Genomic DNA, 23,067 nt, shown 5'->3' on the forward strand with positions numbered 1-23,067 from the left:
TATGGAACAGCGGTTAGACCTTACAACACCAGATGACATTCAGGGCAACTGGAATTATCCCACCACTATACGTATGGGCAGTGGCAGGTTGAGTGAGCTTCCATTTGTGTGTAAATCATTAGGTATTCGCAACCCTTTATTGGTCACAGATGCAGGGCTCGTAGCGCAACCTTTTGTTGTAAGAGCCATGGCGTATGTTCAAGCGGAGGGTTCAAACATAGGGCTGTTTAGCGACATTAAGCCTAACCCTACGGGTGCAAATATCGAGGCCGGTGTTGCTACTTATAAGGCCGGTAATCATGACGGTGTGATCGCATTAGGGGGCGGTAGTGCGCTTGATGCAGGCAAAGCCATTGCACTGATGAGTGGGCAAACACATTCAATTTGGGCGCTTGAAGACGTGGGAACCAACTGGCTGCGGGCAGATCCCGATGGCATTGCGCCGATAGTGGCCATACCGACCACATCAGGTACAGGGTCTGAAGTGGGTCGAGCGTCGGTTATTTTAGATGAAGAGAATCACGTAAAGAAAATTATCTTTCACCCCAAAATGATGCCGCAGGTGGTCTTGGCTGACCCTGAATTAGTGGTAGGGTTACCGGCCCATTTAACTGCGGCTACCGGGGTAGACGCACTGGTTCATTGCCTCGAAGCTTATTGTGCCCCAGGGTATCACCCCATGGCCGACGGTATAGCCTTAGAGGGCATGAGGCTGATAAAAGAGTGGTTAGTGCCTGCCGTAGAAGACGGTAGCAACCTCACGGCGCGCAGCCATATGATGGTGGCTTCATCAATGGGGGCTACGGCATTTCAAAAAGGGTTAGGCGGCGTGCATGCGCTAGCTCATCCATTAGGCGCGCTATTCGATGCGCATCATGGCTTACTCAACGCCATCATCTTGCCTTATGTGCTGGTTCGTAATCGCTTAGCGATTGAATCCAGAATTGAGCATGTGGCCACGTGTATCGGGCTTGAAGACAAAACATTTGATGGTTTTATGGCGTGGGTCATAGACCTTCGTAAGACGCTCAAGATACCCCATGCGTTATCAGAGATAGGAATCACCGCAGAGCGGAGTGAGTTGGTCGGCGAGATGGCCGCAGTTGATCCGTCTGCCGGCGGTAATCCGATCCCTTTAACCGCTGAAGATTACGGTATTCTCTTTAGTACTGCCGTAGCAGGAATAGGATTTGTAGTATGACCGATCAACAGTTAAAACTGGGCATTCTCGATTGCGACGTTCTACACGAGTCGTTGCGACCTTTGTATGCCTCTTATGCGCATATGATGCAGACGTTATTTATGCAGGTGGCGCCGTCTATCAACTTTTCAGTTTATCCTGTTATTGAAGGGGTTTACCCTGAGGATGTTGATGAGTGTGATGGTTATATTATTACCGGTAGCAAAAGCAGCGCATACGATAATGATGAGTGGATTGGAGCGTTGCGTAACTATGTAAGGACGCTCGCCAGTCAAAATAAAAAAATGGTGGGTATTTGCTTTGGTCACCAACTGTTAGCGCATGTTTTGGGTGGCATCACCCAGAAAAGCGAAAACGGCTGGGGGTTAGGCGTAAAGTCGAGTAATGTCTTGGCGACACCTGAATGGATGCAGCCCGCTATGGCGTCGTTCTCGTTGCTTGTGAGTCACCAAGACCAAGTGGTGCAATTGCCATCTAGCGCCATAGTGATTGCCAGTAGTGATTACTGTCCGAATGCGGCTTTTCAGTTAGGCGACAATGTCTTGGGGTTTCAAGGGCATCCTGAATTTAATAGAGGCTACAGCCGAAAACTCATGGAAATGCGTAAGGATACTATTCCTGAAGAAGTGATTGAAAAAGCACAGGCAACGTTGTTTGATGATACCGATCATCTCGTCATTGCCCAATGGATTGTTAACTTTTTCAATCAACCTGTCATATCGCCTGAGTAGAGGTCTAGGCCTCTTTTCGTTGTACAAACAACGACAGCAAGGCTAAACAAGCAGAGCCTGTCATCAATATCACCGACACCGCGTTTAATACCGGTGTCGAGCCTTCTTTGAGTCGATCAAACATTGCGATGGTTAATGGCGCATCTGAGCCGACTAACATTAACGTAGTGTTGAAGTTCTCAAATGACATGAGAAAACTCACGATACCCGCCCCAATCAGCGCAGGCTTCAGGTAAGGGAGCGTGACGGTAGCGATAGCGGTCATACGGTTAGCGCCGAGGTTCATTGCCGCTTCTTCTAGTGTGGAATCAAACTTACGTAAGCGCGCCGAGATTACCAGCGTCGAGATGGTCGTGATAAATGCAAATTGCCCGATAATAACCAGTGTTAATCCTGGCCTTAGGGCTTCTATATCATAGCCAAACTGCATCTCTACCCAATTAGCAATGGAGCTGCTAAATACCAGTATCGACACTCCAAGAATAACACCAGGTATCACCAGTGGCGTGAGCATTAAGATATACAGCAAGTTTTTACCGGGGAACTGCTCTCGCTCAAATAAAAAGGCGTTACAGGTGGCCAAGGCGAGGCTGGCGATAGTCGTTGCGATGGCAATGCTAACGCTGGTCCAAATGCTTTCTAGTAATTCCGAATCATGAAAGATACCGAGCTTGGGTTCTGTGTCATTAAAATACCAGTCGAGCGTCCCTCCATTCCACGGGAGAGAAGGGAACATTGAATCATTAAATGAAAATACAGCGACGACCACTAATGGCGCCATTAAAAAGATGAAAAAACAGGCCACATAAAAAATATACGAGAAGCGAAAAAAACGACTGCTGGCGATAGTGGGGATCATGACATCACCTTCGAAAATGACTGTTTAGACAGTTTAAGCCCGGCCCAAACGATGAGCGAAGAGAGAAACAATAACAGCATGCCAAAGGCAGCCCCTTGCTCCCAATTAAAGCGGGTGATGAACTGCGTATAAATTTGCTCAGTAAACCAAAGGCTATCTTTTCCCCCCAGAAGTGTAGGGGTCAGGTAGTTGCCCAGTGTGAGCATAAATACCACGATACAACCGCTGACAATGCCCGGCATAGCATGAGGGATAATAATGTCTTTAAGCACATTCCAGCTGTTACCCCCAAGATCGTAACCGGCTTCTATTAAGCTGTTATCAAGGCTATCGAGTGTTGATACCAGTGGCACCACCATAAACAACATCGAGGTATAGATTAGACCGACCATAATGGCGGCATCGTTATATAGCATCTCGATAGGCTGGTCGGCTAACCCTGCCCATTGAAGAAATGTACTGATTAGACCTGTTTCTCTAAGAATAATCATCCAGCCGTAGGTGCGCACCAATTCACTGACCCAGAAAGGAATAAGGCAGAGCACAAAGAGAGCGGTCTTTAAACGGCCTGTGAGCATCTTGGCGATATAATACGAAATCGGAAAGGCGATCAGTAACGTCAATGCGGTCGCAATAATCGACATCACAGCGGTTCGTACAAAGGTGTTCCAATACAGTGGTTCGGTAAAAAACGCAGTGTAATTGCTAACGCTAAAACTATAGTTGCGAGAGGATATGCGTTCTTGCAACGAAATAAGCACCATATCGACATGGGGCAAAATAATCAGTAAAGAAAGCCACAGCAAAATAGGGGCGAGCAACAACCATAAACCGATTTTACTAGTACTAGAAAGCGATGCTGAATGGGCTGGTGACATGAGCGGTGCTCTCTTAGTTCTGGGGGGGGTGTTGCGGAGCACGAAAGCATAAACACTGTTTTTTGCTCCATTGTAGCGTCACATTATCACCTTTCGACAAATGAGAATGCTGACCTGTTTGGGGGAGAGAAACGTGCATGGGTTCACCGCTGCTGGTATCGACTAAAACCTGACTACGAGCGCCATCAAACAGTACGTTGACGATACGCCCTTGGCATTGATTAATGTCTTCAGGGTTATTTATTGTCGGCGCCGTGGTTGCGTCTGGCACAATCGAAATGGCTTCAGGTCGAATGTAGGCGGTTACAGCGTCATGTTTGTTGAGTTGCTGACCTGGCGCTGACAACCCATTAAGCTTAAGCCCTTGCTCCGTAGTCAGCGATATTAAGTCTTCGTCTTGACTACTAACCTTCCCATACCAGCGATTGCTGTCACCAACAAAGCTGGCAACAAAAGGGGTTTCTGGTTGGTAATACAGTTCTTGAGGTGTACCGACTTGTTCAAAACGGCCGTTATTCATGACGGCAACCTGATCACTCATGACCAGTGCTTCTGACTGATCATGCGTGATATAAATAAAGGTGGTGCCGAATACTTGTTGTAAATGCTTTAACTCTATCTTCATTTGCTCGCGCAGTTTTAAATCGAGAGCCCCTAACGGCTCATCTAACAGCAGTACATCGGGCTTTAATACTAAACAGCGAGCAATGGCAATACGCTGTTTTTGTCCGCCTGACAGTTGGTCAATGCGTTTATTACCTGCGTCGGGTAGGTCGATGCGTTCAAGCACATCTTTAATTAGCGGTTGCTGTTCACTTTTACTGATGCCTCTTCGCTTTAGTCCATAAGCAATATTCTCAGCCACTGTCATAGTGGGAAAGAGCGCCAAGTGCTGAAACACCATATTGACAGGGCGTTTGTTGGGGGGGGTATTCAGAACTGATTTATTCTTAATAAATATATCGCCCGAACTGGGTTGCTGAAACCCTGCAAGCATTCTGAGTAACGTTGTTTTACCGCAGCCAGAAGGCCCAAGGATCGAGAAAAATGAGCCTTGAGGAATCTTAAAAGACACATCATCTACAGCCACAAAGTCGCCAAACGCTTTGCTAAGATTACGACACTCTAAGTCGAATGAGAGTGGGGTTAAATGGTCATCTGCCGGCATTAAATATGATCTCAGTGGTGGTTATATTGAATAGGCTATAACAAGGTACTTGCTACTTGATGTCATTACCGTTAAGGCAGAAAACCAGTACTATGACGTATCAAATAGCACCCGATTTCTGCGTTAACGGCGATGAGCAAAGGTTAAAACAAGCGCATCTGCATGTCTTAACTTGCGGCTTTCACACGATCAAGCACTTTACCTTCCATCTCTTCTAAGCCAGCAGGTACAGGTGGATACCACTTGATATTATCAATAGCCTCTTGTGAGAAGCTTTCTTTAAACTGCGCTTTGAGCGTGTCATTAACATAATCATCGCTGCCTTTAGCCGCTGTAAAGTTGCCGGCTGCTTCTGTTATTTTAGCTGCAACGTCGGGGCGCATGACGTAGTTAATCCACTGGTAAGCTGCATTTTCTGCTTTGCTCTTGCGGGGGAGTGCAAAGGTATCGATCCAGCCTAATGCCCCCGATTTTGGCGCAATAAAGGTGATATCTTTGTTTTCTTTGTTAAGCTTCCAGCCGCCAGCATCCCATGCCATAGCTGCATTGACTTCGCCAGAACGCATGAGATTTAGTAATGCATCGCCGCCACTCCAGTAAGCTTTAACGTTGCTCTTACACTCAATTAGCTTGCTTTCAACTTTATTGAGGATGGCCTGATACTGACCTTTATCACCATAAGCGCCAAAGGGGTCTTCACCCATCGCGAATGCAAAACCAATAATGGTTGGGCGTTTTAGACGATAAGAAACCGCTCCATTTAAGCGGGTATCACATAGGTCGGTATAGTCAGCAACCTGACCGGCGGTTTTTCGATTAACAATCAAACCACTGGTGCCCCACACGTGAGGTACGCCATATACTTTACCGTTATGCATGGTGCTCTTTTTGGTGGCTTCAAGCATAGACCCTATGATTTGGTCCGCGTTGATTTTGCTTAAGTCTATGGGCTTATAAATATCGAAGTCGGCTTGTGCGCTGGTGATGCGGTCTTGGCTAGGCTGAGCTAGGTCAAAGCCTGCGCCTCGCGTTGCGCGCAGTTTGGAAATCATATCTTCGTTATTAGATTTAGTCACTTTAACCGATATGCCGGTTTCTTTTTCGAAGTCGCTAATGACTTCTTTAGGCGCGTAGCCGCCCCAAGTTAGTAAGCGTAGTGTTTCTGCTTGAATAGGGGCTGCGATAAACGTAGCCGTTGCGGTCATTAACCCTAGTGCTTTGAGATTCAGTAAACCTTTCATTTCAATACCTATCTTGGTTAGACGTATTAAGTGCCGAAGCGGTTCTTGTTATATTTGTATTGCCGGATTCTTCGTTCAAACTAGTTGTTAGACGTGGATTACAGCAAGAACATTGGACGACCCATTCGTAAATTCCATCTCAAACTAACAACGATAAGTTACAGAAAAGTGACAGTGTTTAGCTAAACACAGTTGAGGCAAAAACCTATTAGACTTTAGTCGTATACAGGGTGTTTTATGTTGTTGGGCTTTTGGGGCAGAAATGCGATCGGAGGAATCATGTGCTAACTTGTTTTGTAGCAGAAACAGAACTCAATATTAGTAGGTTATATTGATGGATTATAATACCTCGAAACAATACCTTTTAAGTAAGCCAGAGGCTCAAGAAAGTGAACCTTTTGGTGTGGACATTCCTGTGTTTAAAGTGTGCAATAAAGTGTTTGCCATTTTAGGTGTGAATGAAGGTACTGCTCAGTTAAATCTTAAGTGTGATCCCAATGAAGCGTTGGCGCTAAGAGATATTTTTGATGCCGTTATTCCGGGGTATCATATGAACAAAAAACACTGGAATACGGTCATTTTGAATGGGTCTATTCCAGCGAGTGAGATAGAGCGAATGATCGATCACTCTTATGGGCTTGTTGTGAAAGGTCTGAAAAAACTTCAGCGGGAAGGGCTAGAGCTTCGATTTGGAAAAGATGCGCTCTATAAGCAATAAATGGAATTAATTTAAAAGGAATCAATATGAAAACGATTGGACTCATTGGCGGTATGAGTTGGGAAAGCACGGTAGGTTATTACAGGGCGATCAATCAAGGGGTTAAAGAGGCGTTGGGTGGTTTACATTCTGCCAAAATAGCGCTGGTCAGCGTCGACTTTGACCCTATAGAAAAACTTCAGCAGCAAGGTGATTGGCAGACGAGTGGTGAATTGCTTGCAGATGCTGCACGCAAGGTCGAGTTAGCCGGGGCAGAGTGTGTTCTTATTTGTACCAATACGATGCACAAAGTAGCCGATCAAGTGGCTAATGCAGTCTCTATTCCATTGTTACATATCGCAGATGCGACCGCGGAGTCATTACTTAGCAACGGTGTAAAGCGAGTAGGGTTACTCGGCACTGGGTTCACGATGGAGCAGAACTTTTACAAAGGACGATTGATCGATAAGTACGGTTTAGATGTTATCGTGCCAAACCCATCAGATAGAAAGGTCGTTCATGACGTTATATATCAAGAGCTCTGCTTGGGGGTTGTTAAGGCATCATCAAAAGCTGAATATGTGCGGATTATTAATGGGCTAAAATCGTCGGGTGCAGAAGCTGTTATCTTAGGTTGTACTGAAATAGGTATGTTGGTGAGCGAGTCAGATACTGATACTCCGTTATATGACACCACCAACATTCACGCTGCGAAAGCCATTGAATTTGCTGTGAGCTAACGAGTAATTTAGGAAAGACTGATTTTTTATTGATTTTCGCCTGTATTGAAGGCATTGTCGCGGACACTCATCAGTATTATAGGTTTGGTTGGTATGCTCAGTTATCGGCACAGTTATCACGCGGGCAATTTTGCAGATGTTCTTAAACACTGCACTCAACTCGCGATTATTGAATACTTGAAACGAAAGGATAAACCCTTTTGCTATCACGATACGCATAGTGGTGCGGGGGTTTATACAGTGTACTCTGCAGAAATGCAGAAAAACGGAGAATACCAGAGCGGTATTGGTAAGCTGTTTGGGCGTCGTACGGGAGTGGGTATTATTGACCACTATATTGATCTTATCGGTACCCTAAACCCTACTGGAAGATTAAATAACTACCCAGGGTCGCCTCAGATTACACTCTTGGCTCGACGACCTACTGATAGAATGCAATTAACAGAGCTTCACCCAGCGGACTACTCGCACTTACAGTCGTTGGTCGGTAAATCAAAAAAAGTAAAAGTATATCAGCAGGATGCATGGCAAGGGTTGAAGTCATTATTGCCACCTGCTGAAAAACGAGGTCTAGTGCTAATTGACCCATCTTATGAAGTTAAACAGGACTACAAAACCATTGTTTCTGCACTTCAGCAAGCCCATAAACGTTTCTCTTCGGGCATATTTGCTATCTGGTATCCGGTGCTTGAGCGTAAGGCAACAGAACAGTTTATAGACCGATTGGCGAGTGCAGGTATCCCTAATATGTTGCGGATAGAGCACTGTATTTTACCCGATGTGGAAAGCGGTATGACCGGCAGCGGTATGGTTGTCGTGAACCCTCCTTATACGCTTAAAGCGGATATGGAAATAGCGCTCCCCGTTTTAGATAAACTGTTGAGCGAGGGCATGAGTGGGAGCACTGTGCTAGAACAGCTCACTGAAGAATAGCGCTCGCTATAAATACGATTTTTTAAAGCCTGGTCCCGCTTTAGGGGCGATGTCTTGTGAACTAATCGTTTCACCGCACTCCGAGCAGCTAAGCTCAACGGAGGTCTTGTGCCCGCAAGTGGTATGAATATACTCGAACGGTGGGCCATCTTTGCCTGCCATCCAATTGTCTCCCCATTGAGCTAATGTCATCAGAACAGGGTATAGCGCTGACCCTCTTCGGGTTAGGTGATACTCATGGCGTAGCGGCTTTTCTTGATAGGGCGACTTAACCAGAATTTCATGCTCGACCAGTTTATTTAAACGATCGGTGAGGCGGTGCCTGCTTAGACCTATCTGTTTTTGAAATTGATCGAATCGTTTAGTGCCCATAAAGCAGTCGCGAAGAATCAGCAGTGTCCAACGGTCGCCTACTATTGATAGCGCTCGCGCAATGGAGCAGGGCATTTCTTGAATATTATCCCATTTCATAGACGTTGATTACCTTGTGAGTCGTCCAGCGTTGTGATGTCCATATTTTACGGTTGATTATAGCTTTACAAGTTCTATTTTGGAACTTACTATAATCAAAAGTTTCAAAATAGAACTGACTAATTATTCAAGAGAGATGTTAAATGGCTGAGCTTCAGAAGACTAACGCTAACAATGAAAACTGGACATCAACGGCCTGTATGCTTTGTAGTATTGGTTGTGGCATTGAAGTGCAGGTTGCAGGGCAGCATCTCACAAAAATTAGAGGCGATAAAAAATCAGCCGCTTCTGAAGGGTATATTTGTCAAAAGGCGGCTCGTTTAGATCATTATCAAAACCATAGTGAGCGTCTGGTCAAGCCATTACGCAGGGGTGCCGATGGGAATTTAGAGGAAGTAGAGTGGGATGTTGCGATTAAAGAAATAGCGGAAAAAATGGTCGCTATTCGTGAAGCGCATGGCGGACACTCTTTTGCCTACTATGGTGGTGGAGGTCAAGGTAATCACCTAGGCGGCGCTTATAGCTCCGCACTCAATGCAGCATTGGGTACACCTTATATTTACACGGCATTGGCACAAGAAAAGACCGGTGATTTTTGGATCAACGGTAAGCTGTTTGGACGACAGAATTGTTTTGCCGTAGAGGGGATGGAGCACGCGGACTACTCAATTGTTCTGGGGGCTAATCCATGGGACGCCCATGGTGTGCCTAAAACCCGCGACTTGCTAAAGGCGTATAAGAAAGACCCCAACCGCACTATGGTAGTGATAGACCCTCGTTTAACCGAGTCTGCAAAAATGGCCGATATTCATCTCGCGGTTAAGCCAGGTACAGACGCCTTTCTGTTGTCGGCCATCATTGCCATTATCCTCCAAGAAGGACTTGAAGATCAGGCATTTATCGCGGAGCACACCAATGGCTTCGAACGTATCAAAGCGCAGTTTTTAAAAGTGCCTGTTGAAAAGTATGTAGAGGTTGCGGGTCTTGATTTAGCGACCGTGCGTGACGTTGCAGTGGGTTTTGCTAGCGCTAAAACGGCCACCGTTAGAGCAGATTTGGGTATCCAACAAAGTCTTCATAGTACACTTAATTCCTATCTTGAAAAATTGTTATTTTTGATTACAGGTAACTTTAATAAACAGGGTGGAAACCATCTTATTGCCCTTTTTGCGCCGATTATTGGTCATTCAAAAGAGCCTGAAGAAGGCGGTCCGGTTACGCGTGTAACGGGGATGAAAGGCATTAGTAAATTGTTCCCACCGAATATCTTGCCACAAGAAATCAATACCGATCACCCTGAGCGATTGAGGGCGTTGGTGGTTGATAGTGCCAACCCGGTGTTATCAGGTGCCGATACGGGCGCATATAGAGAAGCGTTTAAAAACCTAGAGTTGTCGGTTGTTATTGATGTGGCTTTAACAGAAACCGCAAGGCTCGCAGACTATGTTTTGCCTGCCTCGTCTCAATTCGAAAAAACAGAATGTACGTTTTTCACCTTTGGCTTCCCAACGGCGTACTTTCATTTACGTAAGCCTGTTGTAGAGCCTCTAGGTGATACGCTACCTGAGCCCGAAATTTATAGGCGCTTGCTGGTTGCAATGGGGGCAATACCTGATCGGTTTCCTAAACTAGAGAGGATTGCAAAGCTTGATAGAAAGTTCCCTGCAGGTCGACTGTACCCTTTGGCTTTAGCCGCCGCGTTTAAAGCCAATCCCAGTTGGGTGCAATATGCCCCAGTTATCTTATACGCAACTTTAGGTAAAGCGTTACCAGAAAACATGGCGTCAGCGGCTAGTTTGTGGGGGGTTTGTCAGTTTTATGCGGCTAAATACAGTCGCCAAGTAGCTAATGCCGGTACGCCAGGTAAAGGCTACGCACAAGGTAATGCATTGTTTAACCGTACATTGGCGTCTGATCTTCCGGTAGCACTTGCGACCTTTGCTTATAGCGATACGTGGAAGCTGATGAAAACACGCGATAAAAAAGTGGCGTTACATATCGAAGAGATGTTTTCAGCGCTTGATGATCTGGCAGAAGAGGCGACCCTTGCTAGCAGTATTGAGGGTGAAAATGAGTACCCCTTTATTTTGATGGCAGGAGAGCGTCGCTCGTATAACGCGAACCAGATTTTCAGAACCCCCGACTGGCGCAAAACAGATAAAGAAGGGGCGATGAGAATTCATTCAGATGATTTAAGTAAGTTAGGGCTTCAAGATAAAGATAAAGCGCTATGTCGCTCTGAAACAGGGCAGATAGACGTGTTATTAATGCAAGATGATACTGTTCAACCGGGTATGGTGACACTACCTCATGGCTACGGCATGTTGTATTCGAATGATAAAGGGGAACTACTACAAAACGGCCCCGCGATAAACGAATTAACCTCAGCGGGGCACTGTGATCCCATTGCCAAAACGCCGTATCACAAGCATGTAGCGGTAGCGATTGAGCGTGTTTTGGTCTAATTGATTAAGATTAAGGCTTAATTAGGTTGTGGACTCTAGTATGTCGGCCATAGAATGACGATGCTTTTAATCAGTTAATAGCTTTTGAATGGCGTATTTCCTGATTAACTGCACTTGATAGGTACTCAAAATAATATGTTGAATGGATTCAGCGAAAGTAGTTAAGACAATACTGTGAAATTAGGGAGAGTATATAATGGCTGTATTAGTAAACTGTACCTGCGGCAGTGAGCCGGTTTGTGAGCCGGGCGCTATAGGGTCTCGTAACTGGAATGTATGCTGCTTTAATTGTGGTGCACGTTCTGCAACATTTGTTAACCGAACAGAAGCGGTAATGAGCTGGAATCAGATTATTGCTGACAACCAAAAAGTAGTTGAACGACCTGCTGTTACAGGTGTAATCGACCAAGCGATTCAGCTTATAAGAAACCGCCAGTCAGTGAGTTAAGAGTCAATGGATTAAATATATAATCCAAATATTGACTCTTAACACGATAGCAGCGTAATCGAGACGCGACGAATGCCAACAGTACTCGTGTGTATGTTAACTATCGAACCAGTAATCTTCTAAATCATGCTCTAGCCGTTTTTTCTCAAGATGTTGTTCTATTGCTCGTCTTGCAGCTAGTTTTTGTTGAGGGGAAGATTTTTCTTTAGTTTTAGCTTTTGGTTTTGCCTTCGTATCAAGCTTATTTAGGTCCATAAATAGTTCTACCAATTGTGTTTTGGTCGACTGGACAACGGCATTATTGTTGTTATTCATGCGCTCATTTCTCCTTTGGAGGCGAACAATTTCTTATTTTTGTGGATCGGGCACTACGTTATAGGAATGACATGAAATTAAAGTGATCGAGTTAACAGTTTCGGGGTTTGTTGAGAGGTGTATCACATAAAAGGCTTATAAATCGAGCGAGGTAAACTCAGTTTGCTGTTTAAGCATGTGGGTCATATCAGCTGCTGAAAGAGGTTTTGCGATGAAGTAGCCTTGGATCTCATCACAACCTAGTCGCTCAAGAAGCTCTAGTTGTTTAATGTTCTCAACCCCTTCGGCAATGACTTTTAGGTTGAGGCTATGACCTAACACGATAATGGCATTAACAATGGCTTCATCTTCCTGTTTCGACGTGATGTCTCGAATAAAGCTTCTATCTATTTTTAGTGCATCAACAGGGAACAGTTTTAAGTGGCTAAGGGACGAGTACCCTGTACCAAAGTCATCAAGAGAGATACTCACACCTAGGGCGCATAACTTTGTCAAAAGGGCGGTTGCTGCACTCAGGTTTTCCATCAGCGCGCTTTCGGTGAGCTCTAACTCTAGTTGGTTTTCTGGAAGTTTGGTTCTTTTCAACACATCACCAACGGCTTGAGGGAGGTTCTCGTGGCGTAGTTGATGTGCCGATACGTTTACTGACACAGTAATGGTTGCTATATCGTCATCAGCCCATTTTTTAGCTTGTTGGCATGACTTGAGTAAGACAAACTTGCCGATCTCTGCAATGAGGCCACTGTCTTCGGCAATATGGATAAACTCAGAAGGAGAAATAAGGCCTCTAGAAGGGTGTCTCCAGCGAACAAGAGCTTCAGCAGACTCGATACGCTTTGTGTGTACATTAACCTTTGGCTGGAAAAACACTTCTAGTTCGTGATTTTGCATCGCTTTGCGTAAGTCGCCCTCAATTTCCATATGGTATTGAGTTTGATTTTGAAGCGCGACATTATAAAACTGAATGTTATTCCCGCCGAGGTACTTGGCTTGCTGTGTTGCCATTGCCGCCTGCTGCATTAGTGGCTGTAGTTCTAGTGAATCTTTTGGTAGTTTCGATATGCCTATGCTGCAGGATATTAATAACTCGTTTACATCTACGAAAAAAGGAGCCGAAAGTGATTTTAGTATATCTTTTGCTTTTTCGTGCACGTCTTCTTTGGTGTCGTACTCAATTAAAATAGCGAACTCGTCACTCGATAAGCGTGCGATAGTGTCAGCATTTCTAATGGCGTTAGATATTCGTTGAGACACCTCCTTTAACAGGTAGTCGCCGATCTCATGCCCGAGACTGTCATTAATCTGTTTAAATCGATCAATATCCACCATGATTAAACAGTATTTCTTTCCGGCTTTTCGCGCTTTAGTGATGGCGTTATGAAGACGATCTTTAAATAAGGAACGGTTGGCGAGCCCTGTAAGGTCATCATAATTAAGCAAGTATGTTAGTTTTTCATCGGCGTCTTTACGGGCAGAGATGTCGGATAGCAGGCCCGCATAATATTCGACTTCGTCATAGCCATTGGTAATGCTATTGATTTGAATCCATGCAGGGAAGTAGTTACCGTCTTTGCGCTTTTCGAATATCTCCGCTTGCCATTGGCCTGTATGACTTATCTCGTCTTTTGCCTGATTAAACACTTTGAATTTCTTCGGGGTGCTACTTAAGTCAATAAAGTAGCGGCCTTCTAAGTCTTGCTTTGAATAGCCGGTAATTTCGCAAAATGCTGCGTTAACTGAGATAAAGCAAAAGTTAGCATCAAGAACAAATACGCCTTCTGAGGTATGATCGAAAACTGATTTTGCCAGTCTGACTTGCTCATCTCGTTTCTTCTCTGCGTTGATATTACGACGAGTTCCCAGCATTCTGATGGGGTCCCCGCTATTATCAAATTTTACCGCTTTCCCGCTCTCTTCTACCCATAGCCAGTTATCCCCTTGTTTGATGCGATATTGAACTTGGTAGGAATCGCTTTCGCGCTTTAGGTATTCGCTCAGCGCTTGTTTAGCGCTAGGGTAGTCTTGTGGGTGAATGACTTTTTTTAGATTGCCAATAAAGTCGACAGAGCTGAGTTCTCGCTGTTTAAAGGCTTCATGAAAGGCAGATTGATAGACCGTGCCAGATGTAAGGTCCCAGTCCCAAAGACCAAGTTGAGAGGCTTCAATGGCTTGAGATAGACGTGTTTGGCTTTTAACGAGGGCATCACTAATGCTTTTTCGTAAGGCGACCTGCTGATTAAGGCGCTCATTGGTGAGTGTGAGGTCTTGGGTTCTTTGTTGGACGTTTAACTCAAGTGTTTTTTGTGATGACAGGAGTTGGCGTTCGGCCTCTTCACGACTAATAATTTCATTGGTTAGTTGCTCATTAAGCTCTTCGGCAACTCTGCGACCATTATCAAGGTAGTTAATCAAAGCATCATTTTCGAGCTCTTTAATCAGCATGCGTTCTCGGTTTTTATAATGGCGATATGCGCTGTATGTAACAAAGCCTGCGAACATGATAACGACAAAAATAAATGCGAAGCCATAGCGGTCAAACGATAACAGGGTATGTATTGTTAGGCTCAGAAACGGGGGAAGGGCGAAACATAAAAATGCTTTTATATTCATCGTAAATGCCGTTGTGGCAAAAACCATCAATGCTGCAACTGAGGATAACGCAATAAGCTGTGTCACGCCTACATTTTCAGGCAGCATCGTTAGAGCAGCAAAACCCCAGTGCGCACCGTTAAGCAGCGAGCCTATCAGCAGCAAGTTATGCCATGAATCGTATGAAAATGTTTGTTTTGATCGTGTTTTGAAACGAGTATGGATGCCGATCTGAAGTAGTGAAACTAAACAGGTGGACGCTAGCCAGCCAAGCAGTAGCGTGTGCGAAACCTGTTCATCCCAGAGAAAAAGTGTGACTAAAATTGCACAGCAAATGGAGGCGATAAACAGCGGCAGGCTCTCATGATAGCTTGCTTTAATTTGGTGCAGCAAAATAGCTGAACGTTTAGGTGCAGAAAATTCTGCCATTAAACGTAGTTCTGGTGAGGAGTGGCGCTCAGTTGGCCCTGCCATCTTGTTATAATTCCCTTTTTAACCGAATGCTATCGATGTTAACGACTGCGTTTGGGATAATGCTATAAGTTTGGGATAAAACTATAAGTTAGATGAACACTACTGAAGGTTGTCAGTCGTGTTACGCAGCATTCTAACTTCTTGACCTATATACTGCTTGATATGTGTTAATAAACTGTGATTAGTTACTCATAACTTATTGATATGTTGTTATGATAATACACTATTCTCTAGATTTTACTTTTTTTGACAGGTTAACTGAATGGATGTTTCCCATATTCTTGACTCCCTTAATGATGAGCAGCGACAGGCTGTAGCAGCCCCTACGCGAAATCTGTTGGTTTTAGCGGGAGCGGGAAGCGGAAAAACGCGCGTATTAGTACATCGTATTGCATGGCTAATGGAAATCGAGCGCCTAACACCGACCAGTATTATGGCGGTTACGTTTACTAACAAGGCGGCCAAAGAGATGCGGGGGCGAATCGAAAAGCTATTAGACCTGCCACCAAGAGGGCTTTGGTTTGGTACTTTTCACGGTATCGCTCATCGATTACTAAGAGCCCATTGGCGAGATGCTAACTTACCTGAGAATTTTCAAATTATTGACTCTGATGATCAGCTCAGAGTAATCAAACGAGTCATGAGAGATCATCAGTTAGATGAAACAAAGTGGCCTCCACGACAGGCTCAATCATTTATTAATTCCCAAAAAGATGAAGGTATTCGCGCCGAATATATAGAAACCTCAAGCGACCTTTATATGCGCACTATGGCAATGGTCTATAAAGGCTATGAAGAACAGTGCCAGCGATCAGGTATGGTCGACTTCGGAGAATTATTACTTCGTTCACATGAGGTTTGGCTTAATAACCCTCAACTGCTTGCGCATTATCAAGACAGATTCAGGCATATACTGGTTGACGAGTTTCAAGATACCAATACCATCCAGTATGCGTGGTTAAGAGTACTCGCGGGTAACCGTATTCCATTGACAGTGGTAGGGGATGATGACCAGTCAATCTACGGGTGGCGAGGCGCAAAAATAGAGAATATTCAACACTTTCAAAATGACTTTGTAGACTCGATGCAAGTAAAACTTGAACGAAACTACCGCTCGACCAGTACCATCCTTGATGCCGCGAACGGCCTTATCGCCAACAATGGAAGTCGATTAGGTAAGCAGTTATGGACCGAAGAAAACGAAGGCGAGCCCATAGATTTATACTCAGCATTTAATGAGCAAGATGAAGCAAACTATGTGGCAGACTGCATTCATGACTGGGTGAAAAAGGGTAATCTTCGTTCTGATGTGGCGATACTTTATCGCTCGAATGCACAGTCGCGAGTTATTGAAGATGCCTTTATACGGCAGCAAGTCCCGTATCGAGTCTACGGCGGGCTTAGGTTTTATGATCGCATGGAAATCAGAAATGCCCTTGCCTATATCCGGCTGGTTCATTATCGCCATGATGATGCTGCCGTAGAGCGAGTGATTAACGTCCCCCCAAGAGGTATCGGCAACAAAACGATTTCAGATATTCGCGAACATGCTCGAATGCAGTCTGTCACATTATGGCAGGCGTGCAATGAAATGATCGAACTGGGTAGTTTGAAAGGGCGGGCTGCTAACGCGATACAAAAATTTATAGACGTAATTGAAGGCTTGGCTGAAGGCGCGACAGATTTACCGCTGCACACATTGGTCGAAAACGTTATAAATGAAAGCCTGTTAAAAGAGTTTCATGGCAGCGAGAAAGGTGAGAAAGGCCAGGCTCGAGTCGAGAACTTGAATGAACTAATCAACGCGACGCGTGATTTTGAAGCAGAAGATGAAGAGATGGAGCCGTTATCAGCGTTTATTGCACAAGCCGCATTAGATGCAGGTGAAAATCAGGCTGAAGAACATGAAGATAGCGTACAAATGATGACGCTACACTCGGCTAAAGGACTCGAATATCCATTGGTATTTATGGTCGGAATGGAAGAGGGCTTGTTCCCGCATAGTCGATCAGCCGAAGAACCCGGACGAATAGAAGAAGAGCGCCGACTATGTTATGTGGGCATTACCCGAGCCATGCAAAAGCTAGTGATGACGCATGCCGAAACTAGACGGCTATACGGCCAAGAAAAGTTTCATGCAATATCGCCGTTTATCCGAGAAATACCCGCCTCCTTAATTCAAGAAGTGCGATTAAAAAATACTGTCACACGACCCGTTAGTTTTCAACGCGCCAACGAAGAAAGTTGGGCGACTGCGGCATCAAGTGAAGCCGCATTCCAGTTAGGACAGCTGGTGAGCCACCCCATCTTTGGTGAAGGCACTGTTCTAAACTACGAAGGCCAAGGTCCTCATGCCAGAATTCAAGTGAATTTCCTTAGCGAAGGGAGTAAGTGGTTGGTATTATCGTATGCCAAACTGGAAGCGTTATAAGTGTAGGCGGTAAGGTTTAAACGGGTTTAAGGTAGAAAAAATTCATTAGGAACAATAATAAATAATAATAGGAGTAAGCATGAAAAGACGACATTTTATTTCAGTGATAGGCGTAGGTGTGATGGGGGCGGCTTTGGCGGCTTGTACACCCTCTGATAAAGCAGTCGATAGCCATGAAAACACCAAAGCAGCACACGCACAGGAAACGTTTAAGTGGAAGCTAGTAACCTCTTGGCCTAAGAATTTTCCAGGGTTAGGTGAAGCGCCTGAACGTTTTGCAAAAGAAGTCGATCGCATGAGTAACGGTCGTTTAACGATCAAAGTATATGGTGGTGGTGAGTTGGTGCCTGCATTGGAGGTGTTTGATGCGGTATCCCAAGGCACTGCAGAAGTTGGGCACAGTGCCGCTTACTATTGGAAAGGCAAAATTCCTGCTGCTCAGTTTTTCTCAACTGTCCCGTTTGGTCTAAATGCTCAAGAGTTTAATAGCTGGATTCACTACGGTGGAGGGCTTGAACTGTGGCGTGAAACTTATGAGCCGTTTGGCGTTATACCGTTTGCAGGTGGTAACACAGGTGTGCAAATGGGCGGTTGGTTTAATAAAGAGATAAACTCTTTAGAAGACCTTAAAGGTTTGAAAATGCGTATTCCAGGCTTAGGTGGCGAAGTGCTGGAAAGAGCAGGCGGAACACCGGTTAACTTGCCTGGTGGTGAGATTTTTACGGCACTACAAACCGGTACAATTGATGCAACTGAATGGGTCGGGCCTTACAACGATTTAGCCTTTGGACTCCACAAAGCCGCTAAATACTATTACTTCCCCGGCTGGCATGAGCCAGGCACAGGGTTAGAAATAACGGTCAACAAAAAAGCGTTTGAAAAGCTGCCTGCTGACTTGCAAGCGATTGTTGAAAATGCCGCTCGAGTGGCTAACCAGGATATGCTTGACGAATATACTGCCCGCAACAACTCAGCTCTGGTGGATCTTATAACTAAGCACAATGTTGAAATTCGTAAGTTCCCTAAGGACGTATTGGAGAAGTTACAGGTGGTTTCTGAAAGTGTCGTTAAAGAAATAGCTGATAGTGACCCTGCCATTGCAAAAGTGTATGACTCATACAAGGAATTCCGCGACAGTGTTATTCAGTATCATGAGGTGTCAGAGAAGGCATATATAAACGCTCGATAGAGATGATTTGATAACAAAATTAACGGGCCTTTAATGGCCCGTTTTTCATTCTACCGCATTCAAAAGCATCTTCGAGACTTCAAAAAAATTGTAGTCATATTCTGAGATGTTGCAAAATATGACATTTTGTTCGGGTTTTAAAAAACGATTTAGCGTATAGTGCGCGCCATAAGTTTGATGACTCTGAAAACATCAAATCTTTTATATTTCTAAGGCATGGATGCGATATTAGAAAGGTTCATGCCCAACTGTTTTTAAGCTGTAAATGGTGAACCAACATGGATGTAAACGCAAAAACTATTCTAATTTCCTCTATTTTAAGTCTAGCAGTGACCGGTTGTGGTGGCGGCTCAGGCGGAAGTGCTTCCCCATCGACTGCAAAAAGCTCAGACAAATCAGACGCTTCTATTTCAGGAGCGGTCGCTGACGGCTACCTTTATGGTGCCACTGTTTGTCTTGATATGAACGATAATAAGCTTTGTGATCAAGGCGAACCAACCGCTACTTCGGGTAATAATGGCCAATATACGCTGCTAAATGTTAATGCTGAAGATGCCGAAAAGCATGGCGTGGTGGTCGAAGTTAGCGCCACGACCATTGATGAAGACACGGGTAGTGCCGTAGGCAAAAGCTATGTATTAACAAGCCCTCCCGGTAAATATGCATTCGTCAGCCCTCTTTCTACCTTAGTTCACACTACTATGGACATGTTAAAAACGACCGAAAGTGACGCCGAACAGGTAGTGAAGCAAAACATGGTTTTTGATCGCCCAGACATTAGTTTGTTTAAAGATTATATAAAGGCCGCTAATGAAGCACCTTATCAACAGCTTCATAAAATCGCACAAATAGCCGCTTATATTTTGGGGCAAAATCATCAATCATTTAATGAAGCGGTTCAGCGTGACGGTTTGGATGCTGATGAGCAGTCAGTGGCTGTTCATAATTTACTGGTACAGCATGTATTCTCTCAGTTGGTGAGCATTAAGGCGATTGCAGCAGCTAAAGTGGATAATAGCGCCTTTACTGAAGTCGAACTGGCTGCTTTAGACGTTGAATTGAATACCACTAACATTAAAAACCGATTGGAAAAAGAAACTGAAGTTAACGCGGCAACCACAAACTTTGACATAAAGAATGTTTTTGAAAAGGAGGGTGGATTATCTAGTATCGATAAGTATGACTGTGATAAAGACTGTACCTATGAGAACGATACCATCACGCTCAGCGTCAATGACGACCTGACGTATGACTGGGAGCACACTCAAAAGGCTTATCAGTCGGGTGCGTGGTCACCAGTACCAACAACTAACTATCACTGGGACCGTTCTGACATCTTGGTTGATGGTGAGTGGGCTTATCATGACGCTAAAAAGACTGGCTCAAAGCAAACCGAGGTTGCATCTAACCAAGTCGCACTTATGCCTCTAGAAGTCATCTCATATATCCAACTGGATATTACCGATAAAAAAATTGTTCCTTTTTTAGCCAGTAGTAAAAACCTCAACATATCAGAAGATATTGTTAGAGAAGTCGCCGGCTCTAATGCTGCTTTTGGTTCAGGAGCTAAAGCTTACTTATCCTCAGTCATGGCTAGTGCCGATATTTATCAAGTCAGCTTGGATAATGACTTCGACTCATGTGTTGGAACAACCATCCCATGGATAGATGAAACAACCAACTGTAATAACGTAACCTCAGGTGATCCGCGAGAAGAATTACTGACACTTGAAGCGCTTTTCTCTAATACTAATGATAAAGAAATTCACGCCAGTAAATATGCGGTCACTCTAAATCGAGAGAATGCCGGCAGCCAGCGCGGCACTGCAAAAATAAGCCTTAACAACAGCTCATCGTCTTCTATTAACTCAACGTGGGAAATAAGAGACGCATCACCGGGCATTACTATTGTCGCTATTCAAATTCCCGCCAAAATGAAGAAGTTAGACGGTTGGTATGATTTCGGACAAACAGAAGTATTTTTCACTGTGATAGATGGATACCTCAGAGCAGGCGAATTCACACCAATAGGCGCGGTTACCGAGTGGACGGGTTATGAATTTAACTCAGTCGCGATGGACAATATTTTGGATCAGTTTAATCTTTAGTATTTGGGTTAGACAACTAAAGGGGTCGTAATGATTTTAAATTGATCAGTTTGAGTGTTATTTACACAAACTGATCAATTATTTGTGTATAATTCACCCGCTTGAAAAGTGTCAGACTCGATTGCTGTTTTATTTTATGGAAAAAGTATAAATCGATGCTGGCTTAGTCGCGTTAACGCGGCTGTTAGAATCCTGAAATTAATTGACGAACTGAGACTCTAGCTCATTAGCAGCTGATATCTTTCTTCGGTAATTTGTTGTTTTTAAGGTAGTAGACATGGACGTATTTCTAACGGGTCGTAGGACCTATTTCTTAATTTTATCTGCATTTCTACTGGCATCTTTGCTTCCTACCGTTGCTCCCGCCCAAACCCTTCAAGGTATTGGCCAAACTATCCAAAAGCAGCAGTTGGATATTAAAAAAGAGCAGGAAACGCTACAGCAAGAAAAGCGACAGCGTGAGCTTGATAATGATTTTAAACAGCTATCCCCTCGTATAAAAGAACCCTTGATTAAGTCCGCTGACGGGCAGTGTTTTGTTATTGAAACGGTATTGTTTGCCGGGCTAAGTGGCCTGCCAAAAAGTACACTTATTGACATAACTGAAATGGCTCAAGCGTTTGTTGGTCGGTGTTTGTACTTGGCAGAAATGTCATAAATTGTAAGCCAGATCAATCAATATTTTTTAGACCACGGGTTGGTTACCACTCGCGCATTTTTACCTGAGCAGTCGTTAAAAAAAGGTGAACTGCTTATTCGAGTGATTGTTGGCAAAGTTCAAGCAATTGAATCAAATACGCTCACCTCTAGAAACCTATCTTGGGCTTTTCCTGTTGAGTCAGATGAGTTACTGAATCTTCGTGATATAGAGCAAGGCTTAGACCAAATTAATCGACTTGGCTCTAACCAGTCAACGATTAAATTGATTCCGGGTGATTTGCCAGGTCAGTCTATTATTCAGGTAAATAACATTAAGAATGACCGCTTTTATGCTCGGCTAGGTGTTGATGGAACGAGCATTCAACAAGGTGATGACTATCGTGCTCGCGCAGATTTTTTTGCTGATGATCTCATCGGCATTAATGATCAACTGATTGTTAACTATAACCAATCATTAGCTGAATCGAGCCGCTCACTATCAAAAGGCTTGGGTTTTGACTATTCATTCCCCTGGCACTACAGCCTGTTCTCAATGAGTGGCAACCGTTTTGAATACGAGAATATTGTTAACGGCGCGAATCAGGTTTTTGAAGTGTCTGGTGACAATACTGTTTTTAGTTTGGAAGCAAACCATACGCTTTATAGAACTCGCAGTATTAAATTAGACGTGGCGAGTAGTTTGACGACAAAAGACATTAATAACTTCATAGAAGACACTCGTATTGATGTGTCTAGTCGTCGCCTTTCAATTTTTCGTTTAGAGACAAAACATAAACAATATCTTTGGAAAGATATGACCGCTTTTTTTAATCTGAGTATTGATGCAGGCTTAGATATTTTAGGCGCAGATGATGACGGTCAGAATATTTATCCTGATAAGGCGCAATTTGTTAAGTACGGTTTTCTTACTAGCGTTTCTAAGCCTCTGCACTCTGAACTGCTAGGAGCTTGGCGGCTGGGCGCATCAGGACAGTACCAACATACAGACGATATATTACCTTCGTCTGAGAAGTTATTGGTCGCAAGTTCATCTCAAATAACAGGTTATGGACCTCTTAACCTTACAGGGAACACTGGGGGGTGGCTTCGTTTTGACGTCAATAGCCCTTACTTCTTTCGCTCCGACACATCTGCTGTTGTTCTGGGAAGTCGTGTTTCATTGATGAAGGGGTGGGTGCCTCATAGCTCATTGCAGCCTTTTAATTATGGTAACGCAACCGCCACAGAGCTTGCGTTTATTGCTCAGGGGTACGGCTTTTCGCTAGAGCTAATGGTGGGCAGAACGATTGCTTCGTCGTCAAGCCTGATAGGTGAGCCAGACAGCCCTGAATTCGGATTAAAACTCGCTTATAACACGCTTTAATTAGTTGAATAACGTACATGCATTTAATCGCGTGTGCCGTAAGTATGGATAAAATAGTGCCCTGATCTAAAAGAGATAGGGCTGTAAAACCAAGGAAGGAAGTACA

The 23,067-nt window shown here is 44.3% G+C and carries 19 protein-coding genes; 12 read left to right on the plus strand and 7 right to left on the minus strand.

Annotated features, from left to right (window positions below; genetic code table 11):
* Position 1 precedes the first annotated feature (1 nt).
* Entirely contained in the window at positions 2–1,201 is a 1,200-nt protein-coding gene (locus tag NKI27_RS02400; RefSeq protein WP_265048106.1) for an iron-containing alcohol dehydrogenase, read from the plus strand.
* Entirely contained in the window at positions 1,198–1,932 is a 735-nt protein-coding gene (locus NKI27_RS02405; RefSeq protein ID WP_265048107.1) for a glutamine amidotransferase-related protein, read from the plus strand. Before NKI27_RS02400 ends, NKI27_RS02405 begins: the two co-directional genes overlap by 4 nt.
* Before the next feature lie 4 nt (positions 1,933–1,936).
* Here the strand turns inward: NKI27_RS02405 and NKI27_RS02410 are convergent, their stop codons facing one another.
* From NKI27_RS02410 to NKI27_RS02425, 4 genes are all read right to left on the minus strand, one after another.
* Positions 1,937–2,791, minus strand: a complete 855-nt coding sequence (locus NKI27_RS02410; protein ID WP_265048108.1) for an ABC transporter permease — start codon at positions 2,789–2,791, stop codon at positions 1,937–1,939.
* On the minus strand, positions 2,788–3,669 hold the full coding sequence (locus NKI27_RS02415) for an ABC transporter permease (RefSeq protein WP_265048109.1): 882 nt from the start codon (positions 3,667–3,669) through the stop codon (positions 2,788–2,790). The genes NKI27_RS02410 and NKI27_RS02415 overlap by 4 nt, the downstream gene beginning before the upstream one ends.
* A 13-nt stretch (positions 3,670–3,682) precedes the next feature.
* Positions 3,683–4,837 carry an ABC transporter ATP-binding protein gene (locus NKI27_RS02420; RefSeq protein WP_265048110.1) on the minus strand — a complete coding sequence of 385 codons (1,155 nt, stop codon included), beginning with the start codon at positions 4,835–4,837 and terminating at the stop codon, positions 3,683–3,685.
* Between the two features lie 167 nt (positions 4,838–5,004).
* Positions 5,005–6,078, minus strand: a complete 1,074-nt coding sequence (locus tag NKI27_RS02425) for an extracellular solute-binding protein (protein ID WP_265048111.1) — start codon at positions 6,076–6,078, stop codon at positions 5,005–5,007.
* Positions 6,079–6,412: 334 nt separating this feature from the next.
* Here NKI27_RS02425 and NKI27_RS02430 point away from each other — a divergent pair, with 334 nt between their 5' ends.
* From NKI27_RS02430 to NKI27_RS02440, 3 genes are all read left to right on the plus strand, one after another.
* Positions 6,413–6,796, plus strand: a complete 384-nt coding sequence (locus NKI27_RS02430) for an MmcQ/YjbR family DNA-binding protein (RefSeq protein WP_265048112.1) — start codon at positions 6,413–6,415, stop codon at positions 6,794–6,796.
* Between the two features lie 26 nt (positions 6,797–6,822).
* On the plus strand, positions 6,823–7,515 hold the full coding sequence (locus NKI27_RS02435; protein ID WP_265048113.1) for an aspartate/glutamate racemase family protein: 693 nt from the start codon (positions 6,823–6,825) through the stop codon (positions 7,513–7,515).
* Positions 7,516–7,608: 93 nt separating this feature from the next.
* A complete protein-coding gene (locus NKI27_RS02440; RefSeq protein WP_265048114.1) occupies positions 7,609–8,448 on the plus strand; it encodes a 23S rRNA (adenine(2030)-N(6))-methyltransferase RlmJ in 840 nt (279 codons plus the stop codon).
* 6 nt (positions 8,449–8,454) lie between these two features.
* Here the strand turns inward: NKI27_RS02440 and NKI27_RS02445 are convergent, their stop codons facing one another.
* Positions 8,455–8,919, minus strand: a complete 465-nt coding sequence (locus NKI27_RS02445; RefSeq protein WP_265048115.1) for a winged helix-turn-helix transcriptional regulator — start codon at positions 8,917–8,919, stop codon at positions 8,455–8,457.
* 143 nt (positions 8,920–9,062) lie between these two features.
* Here NKI27_RS02445 and NKI27_RS02450 point away from each other — a divergent pair, with 143 nt between their 5' ends.
* Both NKI27_RS02450 and NKI27_RS02455 read left to right on the plus strand, forming a co-directional pair.
* Positions 9,063–11,384, plus strand: a complete 2,322-nt coding sequence (locus tag NKI27_RS02450) for a molybdopterin-dependent oxidoreductase (RefSeq protein ID WP_265048116.1) — start codon at positions 9,063–9,065, stop codon at positions 11,382–11,384.
* A gap of 196 nt (positions 11,385–11,580) precedes the next feature.
* Complete coding sequence (locus tag NKI27_RS02455) at positions 11,581–11,832, plus strand: hypothetical protein (RefSeq protein WP_265048117.1); 252 nt, start codon at positions 11,581–11,583, stop codon at positions 11,830–11,832.
* A gap of 96 nt (positions 11,833–11,928) precedes the next feature.
* On the opposite strand, the gene NKI27_RS02460 is transcribed toward NKI27_RS02455, so the two are convergent.
* Positions 11,929–12,147: a PA3496 family putative envelope integrity protein gene (locus NKI27_RS02460; protein ID WP_265048118.1), complete on the minus strand. Its 219-nt coding sequence runs from the start codon at positions 12,145–12,147 to the stop codon at positions 11,929–11,931.
* Positions 12,148–12,282: 135 nt separating this feature from the next.
* A complete protein-coding gene (locus NKI27_RS02465; RefSeq protein ID WP_265048119.1) occupies positions 12,283–15,210 on the minus strand; it encodes a GGDEF domain-containing phosphodiesterase in 2,928 nt (975 codons plus the stop codon).
* Between the two features lie 262 nt (positions 15,211–15,472).
* Between NKI27_RS02465 and uvrD the strand changes: the two genes are divergently transcribed.
* From uvrD to NKI27_RS02490, 5 genes are all read left to right on the plus strand, one after another.
* Positions 15,473–17,641, plus strand: a complete 2,169-nt coding sequence (gene uvrD, locus NKI27_RS02470) for a DNA helicase II (protein ID WP_265048120.1) — start codon at positions 15,473–15,475, stop codon at positions 17,639–17,641.
* 79 nt (positions 17,642–17,720) lie between these two features.
* A complete protein-coding gene (locus NKI27_RS02475; RefSeq protein ID WP_265048121.1) occupies positions 17,721–18,830 on the plus strand; it encodes a TRAP transporter substrate-binding protein in 1,110 nt (369 codons plus the stop codon).
* A gap of 278 nt (positions 18,831–19,108) precedes the next feature.
* Positions 19,109–20,938 (plus strand): hypothetical protein, encoded by a 1,830-nt coding sequence (locus NKI27_RS02480; protein ID WP_265048122.1) that lies wholly within the window; start codon positions 19,109–19,111, stop codon positions 20,936–20,938.
* Positions 20,939–21,215: 277 nt separating this feature from the next.
* Positions 21,216–21,596 carry a hypothetical protein gene (locus NKI27_RS02485; protein WP_265048123.1) on the plus strand — a complete coding sequence of 127 codons (381 nt, stop codon included), beginning with the start codon at positions 21,216–21,218 and terminating at the stop codon, positions 21,594–21,596.
* A 12-nt stretch (positions 21,597–21,608) separates the two neighbouring features.
* Positions 21,609–22,961: a ShlB/FhaC/HecB family hemolysin secretion/activation protein gene (locus NKI27_RS02490; RefSeq protein WP_265049460.1), complete on the plus strand. Its 1,353-nt coding sequence runs from the start codon at positions 21,609–21,611 to the stop codon at positions 22,959–22,961.
* The last annotated feature ends 106 nt before the right edge of the window (positions 22,962–23,067 follow it).

This window comes from Alkalimarinus alittae (assembly GCF_026016465.1).
Taxonomy (GTDB): domain Bacteria; phylum Pseudomonadota; class Gammaproteobacteria; order Pseudomonadales; family Oleiphilaceae; genus Alkalimarinus; species Alkalimarinus alittae.

Coding starts and splice junctions, on each gene's coding strand:
- NKI27_RS02460 (WP_265048118.1), bottom strand. CDS start 12,147: ATGAATAACAACAATAATGCCGTTGTCCAGTCGACCAAAACACAATTG.
- NKI27_RS02435 (WP_265048113.1), top strand. CDS start 6,823: ATGAAAACGATTGGACTCATTGGCGGTATGAGTTGGGAAAGCACGGTA.
- uvrD (WP_265048120.1), top strand. CDS start 15,473: ATGGATGTTTCCCATATTCTTGACTCCCTTAATGATGAGCAGCGACAG.
- NKI27_RS02445 (WP_265048115.1), bottom strand. CDS start 8,919: ATGAAATGGGATAATATTCAAGAAATGCCCTGCTCCATTGCGCGAGCG.
- NKI27_RS02405 (WP_265048107.1), top strand. CDS start 1,198: ATGACCGATCAACAGTTAAAACTGGGCATTCTCGATTGCGACGTTCTA.
- NKI27_RS02450 (WP_265048116.1), top strand. CDS start 9,063: ATGGCTGAGCTTCAGAAGACTAACGCTAACAATGAAAACTGGACATCA.
- NKI27_RS02400 (WP_265048106.1), top strand. CDS start 2: ATGGAACAGCGGTTAGACCTTACAACACCAGATGACATTCAGGGCAAC.
- NKI27_RS02465 (WP_265048119.1), bottom strand. CDS start 15,210: ATGGCAGGGCCAACTGAGCGCCACTCCTCACCAGAACTACGTTTAATG.
- NKI27_RS02485 (WP_265048123.1), top strand. CDS start 21,216: ATGGACGTATTTCTAACGGGTCGTAGGACCTATTTCTTAATTTTATCT.
- NKI27_RS02455 (WP_265048117.1), top strand. CDS start 11,581: ATGGCTGTATTAGTAAACTGTACCTGCGGCAGTGAGCCGGTTTGTGAG.
- NKI27_RS02425 (WP_265048111.1), bottom strand. CDS start 6,078: ATGAAAGGTTTACTGAATCTCAAAGCACTAGGGTTAATGACCGCAACG.
- NKI27_RS02440 (WP_265048114.1), top strand. CDS start 7,609: ATGCTCAGTTATCGGCACAGTTATCACGCGGGCAATTTTGCAGATGTT.
- NKI27_RS02415 (WP_265048109.1), bottom strand. CDS start 3,669: ATGTCACCAGCCCATTCAGCATCGCTTTCTAGTACTAGTAAAATCGGT.
- NKI27_RS02475 (WP_265048121.1), top strand. CDS start 17,721: ATGAAAAGACGACATTTTATTTCAGTGATAGGCGTAGGTGTGATGGGG.
- NKI27_RS02430 (WP_265048112.1), top strand. CDS start 6,413: ATGGATTATAATACCTCGAAACAATACCTTTTAAGTAAGCCAGAGGCT.
- NKI27_RS02420 (WP_265048110.1), bottom strand. CDS start 4,837: ATGCCGGCAGATGACCATTTAACCCCACTCTCATTCGACTTAGAGTGT.
- NKI27_RS02410 (WP_265048108.1), bottom strand. CDS start 2,791: ATGATCCCCACTATCGCCAGCAGTCGTTTTTTTCGCTTCTCGTATATT.
- NKI27_RS02480 (WP_265048122.1), top strand. CDS start 19,109: ATGGATGTAAACGCAAAAACTATTCTAATTTCCTCTATTTTAAGTCTA.